Here is a 13,631-nt window from a genome sequence, read left to right on the forward strand (position 1 = left end):
GGCCGGTGGTGAGTGCGAAGGGGCCCTCATGGCGACGGACATGCCCGCAGAGACACCTGTGGAGATGCACGCGGCCGACGAGCGATGGCGCCACATGTGGAGTCACCGCGAGCATTTGCTCAAGGTCGCCCGGCGCAGGTCGATGAGCGCGGAGGACGCCGAGGACGCGGTACACGAGGCGATGCTGCGCGCCGCCGAGCGGCCCGACCTGGACGAGGAACGGCTGGCGGCCTGGCTGACGACGGTGACGATGCGCCTGTGCGTCGACCGCTACCGGCAGGTGAACCGCGAGGCCGAGGTGCGGACCAGCCCGACGCTCATCGCCCCCGGGCCGGTGCCCGTCGACGAGGCGGTGTGCGACCGGGCCGAGGCGAAGTGGCTGGCGGTGCGCAGTGGTGAGCTGCCCGCGCGGCAGGCCGAGGCGCTGCGGCTGAAGGCGGAGGACCTGGACGTCGGCCAGGTCGCCGTCCGGATGGGGCTGAGCTACCGGACCGTCGAGTCGCTGCTGGCCCGGGCCCGGCGGACGCTGCGGCAGTCGCTGGCCGCCACGCTCGGGTTCGCGCTGTTCCTGATCGGATGGGGGCGGCCGCGCGGGGTCGGCAGGGCACAGGCCGTGGCGGTCGCCTCGACGGCGGCGTCCCTGGCGGTGGCGGGGTTCGTGCTGCCGTACGCCTTCGACGGCGGCGGAGGCGGTGGCGGTACGGCGCCTCGGCCCGCGGTCGCCACGCCGGACGCGGAGACGATGTGGCCGGAGGGCGGTGGCGATGGCCGTACGCCTCGGGGAACTGAGCCCACGGCTGCCGCAGGCGCGCGTGGAACGGCCGAGGCTCCCGCCGGCGAATCGTTCCTCCCACTGTCGGTGCCGTCGCTGCCGGAGGTCCCGGTCGTCGCGCAGGTCCCGGACGTTCCGGAGGTCCCGGTGTCGCCGCTGCCCGGGCTGTCCGCGCCGGAGGTTCCGCAGGTGCCCGACGTCCCCGACCTGCCGGGGGAGCCCTCCGCCGTGCCTACGGACATGGCGGAGGTGGCGGACATGGCGGACACGGCCGTACCGGAATCCCCTGAGGCTTCCGACGCACCGTCCGTCTCGTTCCCCGAACTTACGGCGAGCCCGCTTCCGTAGCGCTGCCGGGAAGCCCGCCCGGGTAGCGCTGTCCGGCAGCCGCCCGCAGGCGCTGCATGGCAGCCGACCCAGGGCGCCGCCCACCGCCCCGCAGCGGTGCCCGGAATCCGGAATCCGCCCCCGGGCGCCGCCCCGCAGCGGTGCCCGGAATCCGCGCCGCAGGTGCCGCCCCGCAGGCGCTGTCCGGCAGCGGTGCCCGGAATCCGGAATCCGCCCCCGGGCGCCGCCCCGCAGCGGTGCCCGGAATCCGCCCCCAGGTGCCGCCCCGCAGGCGCTGTCCGGCAGCGCCGCCCGGGCGCCCACCCGAAAGCACCGCCCGGAAACCCGTCCCAGAGCGCCGCCCGGAAGCCCACCCGGAAACCCGCCCGAAAAAATCCGCCACCCGAGCGACGGACGCCCGGCCCCTCCCCGTAGAGCAGATGTCAGAGCTGCTCCAGGGGCTGAAGGGTGGACCGGATGGGTGTCGAGATCTGTGTGGAAGGGCTGACCAAGTCCTTCGGTCACCAGGTCATCTGGCAGGACGTCTCGCTGACGCTGCCCGCCGGGGAGGTCTCGGTCATGCTCGGCCCCTCGGGCACGGGCAAGTCGGTGTTCCTCAAGACGCTCGTCGGACTGCTGAAGCCGGAGCGCGGCTCGATCACGATCCAGGGCCGGGACATCACCAAGCTCCGCGAGCGCGACCTGTACGAGGTGCGCAAGCTCTTCGGTGTGCTGTTCCAGGACGGCGCGCTGTTCGGCTCGATGAACCTGTACGACAACATCGCCTTCCCACTGCGCGAGCACACCCGTAAGTCCGAGAGCGAGATCCGGCGCATCGTGCTGGAGAAGATGGACATGGTCGGGCTGATCGGCGCCGAAGAGAAGCTGCCCGGCGAGATTTCCGGCGGGATGCGCAAGCGCGCCGGGCTGGCCCGGGCCCTCGTCCTGGACCCGGAGATCATCCTGTTCGACGAGCCGGACTCCGGCCTCGATCCGGTCCGCGTCGCCTACCTCAACCAGCTCATCGTCGACCTCAACGCCCAGATCGACGCGACCTTCCTGATCGTCACGCACGACATCGCCTCCGCCCGCCAGGTGCCGGACAACATCGGGCTGCTGTTCCGCCGCGAGCTGGTGATGTTCGGGCCGCGCGCAGAGCTGCTGACCAGCGACGAGCCCGTCGTTCGGCAGTTCCTGAACGGCCGGATGCAGGGCCCGATCGGCATGGCGGAGGAGAAGGACGCGGCGCAGGTCGAGCAGGAGCTCGCGCAGATCGACGACAGCGCACGCGTGCAGGAGCTGACTCCCCGCCTGCTGCCGGGACCGGGCATCACCCGGCCGCCCCGCTGGCAGGCGATCGCACGGCGCGAGGGCCGGCTCCACCACAAGGAGGTGGCCGGCGCATGAGCCTGTCACCGGCCGGAGCGCTGCGGCACTCCGGCAGCCTCTTCGCGATGGCGCTGGACGTCGTCCGGACGATCCCCCGCCGCCCCTTCCAGGCACGGGAGTTCATCCAGCAGGCGTGGTTCGTCGCGAGCGTGACGATCCTGCCGACGGCCCTGGTCTCCATCCCGTTCGGGGCGGTCATCGCGCTCCAGATCGGCAGTCTGACCCGGCAGCTCGGCGCCCAGTCCTTCTCCGGGGCCGCCTCCGTGCTCGCCGTGCTGCGCGAGGCCTCGCCGATCGTCACCGCGTTGCTGATCGCGGGCGCCGGCGGCACGGCGATCTGCGCCGACCTCGGGGCGCGGAAGATCCGCGACGAGATCGACGCGATGCAGGTGCTGGGCATCGACCCCATCCACCGGCTGGTCGTTCCCCGCGTGCTGGCGTCGATGCTGGTGGCGGTGCTGCTCAACGGCCTGGTGTCGGTGGTCGGCGTGGCGGGCGGCTACTTCTTCAACGTCGTCCTCCAGAACGGCACTCCCGGCGCCTACCTGGCCTCCTTCACCACGCTCGCCCAGCTCTCCGATCTGTGGGCGGCCGAGGTCAAGGCGCTGGTGTTCGGTGCGATCGCCGGGATCGTCGCCTCCTACAAGGGACTGACCGCGAAGGGCGGACCCAAGGGGGTGGGCGACGCGGTGAACCAGTCCGTGGTGATCACCTTCATGTTGCTGTTCCTGACGAACTTCGTGATGACCGCCGTGTACTTCCAAGTCGTTCCGCAGAGGGGCTGAGGCATGGCGCTGCTGAGTCGTCTGGAGGAGCTGGGTGCCCAGCTGTCCTTCTACGGGCGGTCACTGGCCTGGACCGGCCGCACCCTGCGCCGGTACAAGAAGGAGATCCTGCGGTTGCTCGCCGAGGTGAGCTTCGGCCGGGGCGCGCTCGCCGTCGTGGGCGGCACGGTCGGCGTGATCGCCTTCCTGTCGTTCTTCACCGGCACGGAAGTGGGGTTGCAGGGGTACGCCGCGCTCAACCAGCTCGGCACCTCCAACTTCGTGGCGTTCCTGTCGGCATACTTCAACACCCGTGAGATCGCCCCGCTGGTGGCCGGGCTCGCGCTCTCCGCGACCGTGGGCGCCGGCTTCACCGCCCAGCTGGGCGCGATGCGGATCAGCGAGGAGACCGACGCGCTCGAAGTGATGGGCGTGCCCTCGCTGCCGTTCCTGGTGACGACCCGGATGATCGCCGGGTTCGTCGCGGTGATTCCGCTGTACGTGATCGGCCTGCTGTCCTCGTACCTGGCGGCCCGCACCATCACCACCGGCTACTACGGGCAGTCCACGGGCACGTACGACCACTACTTCCAGCAGTACCTGCCACCGGTGGACGTCCTGTGGTCCTTCGGGAAGGTGCTGGTCTTCGCCGTCCTGATCATCCTGGTGCACTGCTTCTACGGCTACTACGCGAGCGGTGGCCCGGCGGGCGTCGGCGTCGCGGTGGGCCGCGCCGTGCGGACCTCGATCGTGGCGATCAACGTCCTGGACTTCTTCCTGTCGCTGGCGATCTGGGGCGCCAGCACGACCGTACGGATAGCGGGGTGAGCCGTCGTATGAGGGTGTGGAGACTGCGGTTGTACGGTGTCGTCTTCATCGCCGTACTCGCGCTGCTGCTGTCCCTGTCCGTGGCCGTCTACCGGCAGGCGTTCACACCGGTCGTGCGGATCACGCTGGAGGCCGACAGCCTCGGCAACCAGCTCGATCCGCGGGCCGACGTCAAGCTGCGCGGGCTGCTGGTCGGCGAGGTGCGCGAGGTGCGGGCCGACGGGACGAAGGCGACGCTCGACATCGCGCTCAAGCCGGAGCACGTCGTCCACATCCCGTCCGACGTGCACGCGCGCCTGCTGCCCAAGACGCTGTTCGGTGAGAAGTACGTCGACCTCGTCCCGCCCGAGCGCTCCGCGTCCTCCTCGGCCCGGCCCATCCGTGCCGGTGACGTCATCACCCAGGACCGCACCCGCGTCGGCATCGAGCTCCAGCAGTTGATGAACGACCTGCTGCCGCTGCTGCGGACCGTGCAGCCCGGCAAGCTCAACGCCACCCTCTCCGCGTTCGCCACCGCCCTCGACGGCCGCGGCGACCGGATCGGCGACAACCTCACGCGACTGGAGAGCTACCTGCGCCGCCTGAACCCGCATCTGCCGTCCCTCACCGAGGACATCGCACGCTTCGCCGAGGTCGCCGAGACGTACGGCGACGCGGCGCCCGACCTGATGGAGATCCTGCGCAACACCGTCACCACCAGCCGCACGATCGTCGAGCAGAAGGACCGGCTGGCGGCGGCCCTGAAGTCCACGGCGACCGTCGCGGGCACCGCCGAGGACTTCCTCGACGCCAACGGCGACCGGCTGATCACCCTCGGCCAGGTCTCCCGTCCCACGCTGGAGCTGTTCGCCCGCTACTCCCCCCAGTACCCCTGCCTGCTGGCCGGCCTGGTCCGGCAGGAGAAGGCGTCAGAGGAGGCGTTCCGGGGCGGCAAGATGCACATCACGCTGGAGGTCGTACGACCGCGGGGCGCGTACGAACCGGGTGAGGAACCGCGCTACGGAGAGCGGTCCGGCCCCGACTGCCGTGATCTGCCGCACCCTCCGGTGCCTGCGCCCGGCACCCACCTCGACGACGGTTCGAAGCCGGCAAGTCCGTCCTCGGGTCCGCACGGCGTCTCCGCCACCCGGGCCGAGCAGCGGGCCGTCGGCTCGCTCGTGGCGCCGGTGCTGGGCGTGCCCGCGGACGAGGTGCCGCCGGTCGCGACGCTGCTGTTCGGGCCGATGGCGCGCGGGACGGCGGTGAGCGTCGCATGAGCACCACAGGAGCCCGGCAGACCGCCGCGCCGCTGATCAAGTTCAGTCTCTTCGCGCTGGTGACGGTGGTGGCGACGGCCCTGCTCGCCGCCACCATCGTGAACATCTCCTTCACCCCCGAGCACGAGTACCGCGCGGTCTTCAGCGACGTCACCGGCCTGGAGGAGGGCGACGACATACGGGTGGCCGGAGTGCGGGTCGGCGAGGTCGAGGGCATCCGGATCAAGGACCGGACGCTGGCCGAGGTCACCTTCACGGCCGGCCGGGACCGGCCGCTGCTCACCAGCACCGGCGCCGTCATCCGCTACCGCAACCTGGTCGGGCAGCGCTACATCGCGCTGACCGAGGGCGCCGGCGACGGCACCCGGCTGCGCCCCGGCGGGACGATCCCGCTCGCGCGCACCCGGCCGGCCCTCGACCTGAACGCGCTGCTGAACGGCTTCAAGCCGCTGTTCGCCGCGCTCAGCCCGAAGGACGTGAACCAGCTCGCCACCGAGATCATCAAGACCCTCCAGGGCGAGGGCGGCACCGTCAACAGCCTGCTGACGCACACGGCGTCGCTCACCACGACGCTGGCCGACCGGGACAAGCTGATCGGCTCGGTGATCGACAACCTCAACACCGTGCTGAAGACGCTCGACAAGCGCGGCGCCCGCTTCTCCGGACTGCTCAAACAGCTGCGCCGGGTCATCTCGGGCCTGTCCGCCGACCGCAAGCCCATCGGGGAGTCGCTGGTGAGCATCGGCGATCTGACGGAGGCCACCTCGGGTCTGCTGAAGGACGCGCGTCCGCCGCTCAAGGACGACATCGCGGAACTGACCGAACTCACCGGGACGCTGAACGACAACGAGAAGACCGTGGAGGGCGTGCTGAAGCGGCTGCCGAACAAGCTGGGCGAGCTGACGGGGACGGCCTCCTACGGTTCGTGGTTCAACTTCTACCTGTGCGACTTCGACGGCCGGATCGTGCTGCCGAAGACGAAGCAGGTGCTCACCCCCGAGATGCACGTGGCGAGGGCGAGGTGCGGGGCATGAGCCGCAAGCGCCGCCCGGAGCCGCTGGTCAAGGTGCGGGTCGACCCGCCGAAGTCGCCGAGCGTGCGACTGCCGAAGATACCGCTCCTGCCGCGCCGCAAGCCGCGTCCGCAGCCGCTGGTCAAGGTCCGGGTCGACCCGCCGAAGCTGCCGGGGATACGGCTGCGCCGCCCGCACCTCGGCCTCTTCCGCGACCGGAACCCCATCGTCATCGGCGCGGTCGGACTCACCGTCCTGGCGCTGCTGGCCGTGGCCGCGTTCAACGCCGACCGCCTGCCGGTGATCGGCAACGGCGAGACGTACAGTGCCGCCTTCGCGGAGGCGGGCGGCCTCAAGCCGGGTGACGAGGTGCGGATCGCCGGGGTCAAGGTCGGCAAGGTCGAGGAGGTCGACCTGGACGGCGACCATGTCAAGGTCACCTTCAAGATCAAGGGCGAGCCGGGGTTCGGCACCGAGACCGGCGCGTCGATCCGGGTCAAGACGATCCTCGGCGCCAAGTACCTCGCCCTGCACCCCAGAGGGCGCGGCCAGTTGGAGCCCGGCAGCGAGATCCCGCTGAAGCGGACCGTCCCCGTCTACGACGTCGTGCAGGCGTTCAGCGATCTCACCACCACGACGGAGAAGGTCGACACCGACCGGCTGGCGAAGGCGCTGGACACCATCTCGACGACCTTCGAGGACTCACCCGCCGAAGTGCGGTCGTCCATCAAGGGCCTGTCGCGGATCTCCCGGACCGTGGCCTCGCGCGACAAGGCCCTCAGGGAGCTCCTCGACCACGCGAACGGCGTGACGGGTGTACTCGCCGACCGGTCGGGCGACTTCACCGCCCTGGTCAAGGACGGCGACAAGCTGTTCAAGGAGATCAGCAAGCGGCGTGCGGCGATCCACAAGCTGCTGAAGACCTCCGCCGCGCTCGGCATCCAGCTCTCCGGCCTGGTCCAGGACAACGAGAAGGAGATCGGGCCCGCGCTCAAGGGCCTCGACACCGTGGTGAAGATGCTCGAACGCAACCAGTCCAGCCTCGACCGGAGCATCGAGCTCCTGGCGCCCTACGTGCGGGTCTTCACCAACACCCTCGGCAACGGCCGCTGGTTCGACTCCTACGTCCAGAACCTGGTCGCCGCCCCCGTGGTGCCGCGGACGGGAGGCGAGCGGTGAGCAACCGATGGAAGAAGCCCCTGGCCCTGCTGACCGCCCTGGCCGTGGTCGCCGCGCTGACCTACGCCTTGTGGCCGCGGACCGAGCCGGCCCGCGTCACGGCGTACTTCCCCCGCACCGTCGGCATCTACCCCGGCTCGGACGTCCGCGTGCTGGGTGTGCGGATCGGCGAGGTCAAGAAGATCACGCCGGAGGGCGGCCGGGTGCGGGTGGAGCTGGAGTACGACGCGGACCGGAAGGTCCCGGCGGACGCGCAGGCCGCGATCATCAACTCCTCGGTGGTCAGCGACCGTTACGTGCAGCTGCTGCCGGTGTACCGGAGCGGCCCGGTACTGCGGGACGGGGACGAGATCCCCGAGTCGCGCACCGCCGTGCCGGTCGAACTGGACCGTGTCTTCGACAGCCTGCACACCACGGCCGAGGCGCTCGGCCCCGAGGGCGCCAACAAGGACGGCGCCCTGTCACGGTTGCTCGGCGTCAGCGCCGACAACCTCGACGGCCAGGGCGAGAACCTGCACCGGACGGTGAAGGACCTCTCGGAGGCGGTCACGACCCTGTCCGACGGCCGCACGGACCTGTTCGGCACGGTCCGCAACCTCCAGGTGTTCACGGCGGCGCTGGCGGCGGACGACAAGAGCGTGCGGTCGTTCAACAGCAGCCTCGCCAAGGTCGCCGGGCAACTCGCGGGCGAGCGCAAGGACCTGGCGGCGGCGCTGAAACACCTCGGCACGGCGCTCGGTGACGTGTCCGCCTTCGTGAAGAAGAACAAGAAGTCGCTGACGTCGAACGTGGAGGGCCTGAGCAAGGTGACCAAGGTGCTCGTCACTCAACGGGCGGCGCTGGAGGAGCTGCTGGAGGTCGCCCCGACGGGCATGTCGAACCTGCACAACGCCTACAACCCTTCCGCCGGCACCCTCGACACCCGCAACAACCCGGACCATCCGCAGGATCCGGCCGCACTGCTGTGCTCGATCCTGAAGACGACCGGGGAGAAGACCGACTGCGGGGAACTGAGGGACCTCTTCGACTCCCTGCCCGCAGTGCCCCGGGGCACCTCGGGCGCCGGCACGGTCGACCGCACCCTCGGCGGAATCCTGGGGGCGAGCGCATGAGCCCCCTGCGCAAGGGCGGGGCCGTGGCGTGGGCGGCCGTCGGGACGCTGCTCCTGTCCGGCTGCGAGTTCAACGGCTGGTACGACGTCCCGCTCCCCGGCGGAGCCGCCGCCGACGGCCACGCCTACCACGTCACCGTCGAGTTCCGCGACGTCCTGGACCTGGTTCCACAGTCGTCGGTCAAGGTCGACAACGTCACCGTGGGCGCGGTGGAGAAGGTGGAGCTGGAGGGCTGGCACGCGAGGGTCCGCCTCCGGGTCGCCGACGCGGTGAAGCTGCCCGCCAACGCAATCGCCGAGCTGCGGCAGACCAGCATGCTCGGCGAGAAGTACGTGGCGCTGTCCAGGCCGCCGGAGAGCACACCGGTCGGCCGGCTCCGCGACGGTGACGTGATCCCGCTGTCCCGCAGCGGCCGCAACCCGGAGGTCGAGGAGGTGCTGTCCGCCCTGTCCGCCCTGCTCAACGGCGGCGGCGTGGCCCAGCTCAAGACGATCACCACGGAGCTGAACAAGGCCCTGGAAGGCCGGGAGAACCGGGTCAAGTCCCTGCTCAAGGAGCTCGACACCTTCATCGGCGGCCTGGACGACCAGCGCCAGGACATCGTCCGCGCGCTGAAGGCCGTGGACCGGCTGGCCAAACGGCTGGGCAAGGAGAAGACGACGATCGCCGAGGCCGTCGACACCATGCCGCCCGCGCTGAAGGTCCTGGCCGACCAGCGCCGCGACCTGACGAGGATGCTCACCGCCCTGTCCAGGCTGGGCAAGACCGGCACCAAGGTGGTCAACGCCTCCCACGAGGACACGGTCGCCAACCTCAAGCGGCTCCGGCCGATCCTGCGACAACTCAACAAGGCGGGCAGCGACCTGCCCAACTCGCTGGAACTGCTCACCACCTACCCCTTCCCGCGCAACGTGGTGGACGCCATCAAGGGTGACTACGTCAACCTGCACGTCACGGCAGACCTCGATCTGGCCGGCGTCTACGGCAACCTGACGGACGAGCCGGGCGACGGGAACGGCGGGGACACACACGTGCCGGAGCTTCCCGAGGCCCCGGACCTGCCGGACGTACCGGATCTCCCGGAGGCACCGGATCTCCCGGACGTGCCGAAGCCCACCGCGCTGCCGAGCGGTCCGACCGTGCCGTCGGCCCCGTCCGCCCCCTCGGGCGGCGACGACCCGCTGTGTCCGCCGGTGTGCACCGCCGGCTACGGCTCCAGCGGCCACCGCACCGGGGGCGACTGGCCCGAGGGCATCAACCTCGATCTCGCCGAGCTGCTGCTGAAGGGGGTCCAGCCGTGATCACCCGTACGGTCAAGGCGCAACTGATCGCCTTCGCCACCCTCACCGCCGTGGGCGTGTCGTACGTCGGCGCCGAGTACACGGGCCTGGTGGACGAGGTCCTGGACCGCGGCTACACCGTGCGGGCCGACTTCGCCGACTCCGGGGGCGTCTTCCCCGGTGCCGAGGTCACCTACCGCGGGGTGCCGGTGGGCAGGGTCGGCGCGCTGCGCCTGACCGGCTCGGACGGGGTCTCGGTCACGCTCGACATCGAGGACGGGGCGCCGCGCATCCCGGCGGACACGCTGGCGGTGGTGGCGAACCGTTCGGCGGTGGGCGAGCAGTACGTCGATCTCCAGCCCCGGGCCTCCCGCGGCCCGTACCTGCTGGAGGGCAGCACGATCCCGCGCGAGAGCACACGGGTGCCGCTGTCGACGACGGACATGGTCCTCAGCCTGGACCGCCTGGTGAACTCGGTCGGCAAGGACGACCTGCGGGTCACGGTCGACGAGTTGGGCAAGGCGTTCGCCGGCACCGGCCCGAACCTGGGCCGCCTGGTGGACTCGGGCAACAGCCTGGTCGAGTCGGCGTCCGAGACGCTGCCGGAGACGATCGCCCTGATCGAGGACTCACGGAAGGTCCTGAAGACGCAGGCCGACCAGAGCTCGTCGATCAAGTCGTTCGCGCGTGATCTGGCGGCGCTGTCAGCCCAGTTGAAGGCCAGCGACGGGGACCTGCGCAAGCTGATCGGCAACGCGCGGCCGGCGGCGCAGGAACTGAACTCGCTGCTGAAGTCGACCGGGCCGCAGCTGTCGGTCCTGCTGGCCAACCTGATCAGCGGCGGCCAGGTCACGCTGGCCCGCCTCCCCGGCGTGGAGCAGGCCCTCGTCACCTTCCCGCTGACGGTGGCGGGCAGCTACACGGTCGTCCCCGGCGACGGCACCACCCACTTCGGCCTGGTGCTGAACGCCGACGAACCGCCGGCCTGCACCCAGGGGTACGGCACGGTGCGCCGCGACCCGGCGGACACCAGCACACGCGAGGCGAACACCGACGCCCGCTGCACGCTGCCGCGCGGCAGCGAGTCGTCGGTACGCGGCGCGCAGAACGCCCCGGGCGCGTCGACCCCCGACGGCGGCGCGAACCGGGCGGCGTACGTCACCCCGTACGACCCGGAGACCGGCACCACCACCGGCCCGGACGGAAGGAACGTCGAGATCGGCTCGGCGGGCGGCCAGCAGGCCGTGTTCGGAAAGGAGTCGTGGCAATGGCTGCTCGTCGGTCCCATGGCATGAGGCGGGTACGACCCCGGGTGATGACGGCGGGACTCGTCGCGGCGACCGTCATCACCACAGCGCTGGCGCTCTGGCTGGCCTTCGGAATTTACGAACAGCGCGAGACGGACCAACGGCGCCAGGGCATCCTGGCCGCGGCCCGCCAGTCGGCCCTGAACTTCACCTCCCTCGACTACCGGCACTACGACCGCGACAGCGCCAATGTCCTGGCGGGCGCGACCGGCGACTTCAAGAAGCAGTTCACAGCCCAGACGGAGCAGCTGACGAAGCTGGTGGCCCAGAACAAGTCCGTGTCGGAAGGCCAGGTCCTGGAGGCGGGCATCGTCCGCTCCGACGAGAACTCGGCCCGTGTGCTGGTGGTCGCCGACAGCAAGGTGACCAACACCGCCGTGCCCGGGGGAGAGGCGCGCACGTACCGGCTCCAGCTCGACCTCGTACACCAGGACGGCCGCTGGCTGACGTCCGACGTCGAGTTCGTCGGCTGATCAACGGGCCGATCCGCCGACCGACAAGCACCGACGAGGAGTACCACCATGCCGAAGACGACCACCGGCCGCGCCCCCGGTCCCGGTACCCGCCGCACCATGACGGCGGCCGCCCGCGCGGCGGCGAAGCGCGCGGAGCGCGGCCACCGTGAAGCGGGGGCCGTGACGGCCACCGACGAGAGGTCCCCGCGCCGGGCCGGGCGGCCACTCGCCGGACGCACCGTCCTCGTCGAGGCCCCGAAGGGCGGCTGGGAGGACCCGCCGGAGCCGTCGACGGAGTCGTTCGAGGAGGACGGCCCGCAAGAGCGGAGCGAGCCCGGTCCCGGCGGGCGTGGCAGGCTGCTCACCGCGGTCCTGGCCGTCCTGCTCGTCGTCGGCCTGGTCGCGCTCGCCGCCCTGGGGTGGCGGTACCGCGAGGGCCGCCTGACGGAGGACGCCCGGACCGAGGCGCTCGCGGCCGCGCGAAAGGCGGCGCCGGTCGTCCTGTCGTACGACTACCGGCACCTGGACAGGGACTTCTCGAAGGCCCGCGCCCACCTGACCGGCGACTTCCGCGACGAGTACGGCAAGACCACGAAGACCGTGGTCGCCCCGACGGCCGGGAAGTACCGCGGTGTGGTGAAGGCGAGGGTCGCCGCCCCCGGCTCCGGCGGCGCCCCGGCCGCCTCCGTCGTCTCGGCCTCCCCCGACAGGATCGTCGTCCTGCTCTTCGTCAACCAGGTCACCGAGAGCACCCAGGTGACGGGCTCCCGCCTGGACCAGAACCGGGTGCGGATGACGATGGACCGCACGGGCGACGGGTGGAAGGTGAGCGCGGTGGACGCGCTGTGAAGGCAGGACCGGCTTCTCGGCGGCATCTCGTCGGGGATCCGGTCGGCGTGGAACCCCTGCCAGTGCGGGCGCTTGGCGGAAAAGAGAACGGGCTCTCGTGCGGTACCCGGTGATCAGAGCGACCGACGCGGAACGTCCGCCGGTGCCGGCCGGGCCGTGGATCGTCGTGTCACCCGCTCCAGGTGCCGTGCGAAGACCTCTCGTGCCTCCGGCGTCAGCGTCCGCAACGCCACCAGTGCCGTGATGACGACATCGCACAGCTCCGACTGCACGTCATCCCAGGTGTGTGTGACGCCCTTGCGCGGGTTCTGCCCCGTCGCCCCGATCACCGCCTCCGAGACCTCGCCGACCTCCTCGGACAGTTTCAGGACGCGCAGGAGGAGGCCCTCGCGGTTCTCGACGGGGCGGTTGGCGTCGAGCCACTGCGTGAGGGTGTCGACGGCGGTCCACAGATCGGGTCCGTGCGGTGTCTGGTCGCTCATGGACGCAGCCTGCCACCGGGGTCTGACAACGCCCCGGCCGTCGCCGCTACTCCATGTACTCCTCCTCGAACAACGCCTCCTGCTCCCCCTCCTTCGCCTTCCGCAGGCGCCTCGCCCGGGCCCCCACCACCACCGCCGTGCCCGCCGCCGTCGCCGCGAAGGCCGCCGGGATCATCCAGCCGCGGTTCACCGCGTGGCCGAGCAGGTGGTCCAGGGAGAGGCGGCCCGGGCCGGTGACGGCCAGGCCCGCTGCCGTCAGCCCCAGGGTCGCCGCGTACTCGTAGCCGCCGCCCTGGTTGAAGAAGCCGTTCGGGGCGTGCACCGCCGCCGCGCCCGCCATCGCTCCGGCCGCCGCCGCGCCGGCGGCCGGGGTGGCCAGGCCCAGGGCCAGCAGCGTGCCGCCGCCGGTCTCCGCGAGCCCGGCCGCGGTCGCGCTCGCCTTGCCGGGGGCGTAGCCGACGGACTCCATGAACCGGCCGGTCCCCTCGATGCCGTGCCCGCCGAACCAGCCGAAGAGCTTCTGCGTGCCGTGGGCGGCCAGCACACCCCCCGCCCCCAGCCGGAGCAACAGCAGACCCAGATCACGTCGGTCGTTACGCGTCACGTCGTCTCCCGGAGT

14 protein-coding genes are annotated in these 13,631 nt (G+C 71.2%); 12 read left to right on the forward strand and 2 right to left on the reverse strand.

Translation table 11 applies throughout. The annotated features are described in order from the left end of the window. Positions 1-28 precede the first annotated feature (28 nt). The 12 genes from ABTX62_RS10710 (at position 29) to ABTX62_RS10765 (ending at position 12,530) form a co-directional block, all read left to right on the forward strand. Positions 29-1,120 (forward strand): RNA polymerase sigma factor, encoded by a 1,092-nt coding sequence (locus ABTX62_RS10710; RefSeq protein WP_352115823.1) that lies wholly within the window; start codon positions 29-31, stop codon positions 1,118-1,120. A gap of 456 nt (positions 1,121-1,576) precedes the next feature. Then, positions 1,577-2,506 carry an ABC transporter ATP-binding protein gene (locus ABTX62_RS10715; RefSeq protein WP_352115824.1) on the forward strand — a complete coding sequence of 310 codons (930 nt, stop codon included), beginning with the start codon at positions 1,577-1,579 and terminating at the stop codon, positions 2,504-2,506. Further along, a complete protein-coding gene (locus ABTX62_RS10720; protein WP_352115825.1) occupies positions 2,503-3,273 on the forward strand; it encodes an MlaE family ABC transporter permease in 771 nt (256 codons plus the stop codon). Before ABTX62_RS10715 ends, ABTX62_RS10720 begins: the two co-directional genes overlap by 4 nt. Positions 3,274-3,276: 3 nt before the next feature. Continuing rightward, entirely contained in the window at positions 3,277-4,080 is an 804-nt protein-coding gene (locus tag ABTX62_RS10725; protein ID WP_184845712.1) for an MlaE family ABC transporter permease, read from the forward strand. A gap of 8 nt (positions 4,081-4,088) precedes the next feature. Further along, entirely contained in the window at positions 4,089-5,336 is a 1,248-nt protein-coding gene (locus tag ABTX62_RS10730; RefSeq protein WP_352115826.1) for an MCE family protein, read from the forward strand. Further along, positions 5,333-6,370 carry an MCE family protein gene (locus tag ABTX62_RS10735; protein WP_352115827.1) on the forward strand — a complete coding sequence of 346 codons (1,038 nt, stop codon included), beginning with the start codon at positions 5,333-5,335 and terminating at the stop codon, positions 6,368-6,370. The genes ABTX62_RS10730 and ABTX62_RS10735 overlap by 4 nt, the downstream gene beginning before the upstream one ends. Then, positions 6,367-7,527 carry an MCE family protein gene (locus ABTX62_RS10740; RefSeq protein WP_352115828.1) on the forward strand — a complete coding sequence of 387 codons (1,161 nt, stop codon included), beginning with the start codon at positions 6,367-6,369 and terminating at the stop codon, positions 7,525-7,527. Before ABTX62_RS10735 ends, ABTX62_RS10740 begins: the two co-directional genes overlap by 4 nt. Continuing rightward, positions 7,524-8,639: an MCE family protein gene (locus ABTX62_RS10745; RefSeq protein ID WP_352115829.1), complete on the forward strand. Its 1,116-nt coding sequence runs from the start codon at positions 7,524-7,526 to the stop codon at positions 8,637-8,639. Before ABTX62_RS10740 ends, ABTX62_RS10745 begins: the two co-directional genes overlap by 4 nt. Beyond that, a complete protein-coding gene (locus ABTX62_RS10750) occupies positions 8,636-9,940 on the forward strand; it encodes an MCE family protein (RefSeq protein ID WP_352115830.1) in 1,305 nt (434 codons plus the stop codon). The genes ABTX62_RS10745 and ABTX62_RS10750 overlap by 4 nt, the downstream gene beginning before the upstream one ends. Next, positions 9,937-11,214: an MCE family protein gene (locus ABTX62_RS10755; protein WP_352115831.1), complete on the forward strand. Its 1,278-nt coding sequence runs from the start codon at positions 9,937-9,939 to the stop codon at positions 11,212-11,214. Before ABTX62_RS10750 ends, ABTX62_RS10755 begins: the two co-directional genes overlap by 4 nt. Before the next feature lie 20 nt (positions 11,215-11,234). Next, on the forward strand, positions 11,235-11,699 hold the full coding sequence (locus tag ABTX62_RS10760; RefSeq protein ID WP_352115832.1) for an Rv1363c family protein: 465 nt from the start codon (positions 11,235-11,237) through the stop codon (positions 11,697-11,699). 48 nt (positions 11,700-11,747) lie between these two features. Continuing rightward, complete coding sequence (locus tag ABTX62_RS10765) at positions 11,748-12,530, forward strand: Rv1363c family protein (RefSeq protein WP_352115833.1); 783 nt, start codon at positions 11,748-11,750, stop codon at positions 12,528-12,530. A 113-nt stretch (positions 12,531-12,643) separates the two neighbouring features. Here ABTX62_RS10765 and ABTX62_RS10770 read toward each other — a convergent pair whose 3' ends face one another. Both ABTX62_RS10770 and ABTX62_RS10775 read right to left on the reverse strand, forming a co-directional pair. Then, complete coding sequence (locus ABTX62_RS10770; RefSeq protein ID WP_352115834.1) at positions 12,644-13,012, reverse strand: MazG-like family protein; 369 nt, start codon at positions 13,010-13,012, stop codon at positions 12,644-12,646. Between the two features lie 46 nt (positions 13,013-13,058). Continuing rightward, positions 13,059-13,616, reverse strand: a complete 558-nt coding sequence (locus ABTX62_RS10775; RefSeq protein WP_352115835.1) for a DoxX family protein — start codon at positions 13,614-13,616, stop codon at positions 13,059-13,061. Between the last annotated feature and the right edge of the window lie 15 nt (positions 13,617-13,631).

The organism is Streptomyces sp. NPDC096046 (assembly GCF_040303285.1).
Lineage (GTDB): Bacteria > Actinomycetota > Actinomycetes > Streptomycetales > Streptomycetaceae > Streptomyces.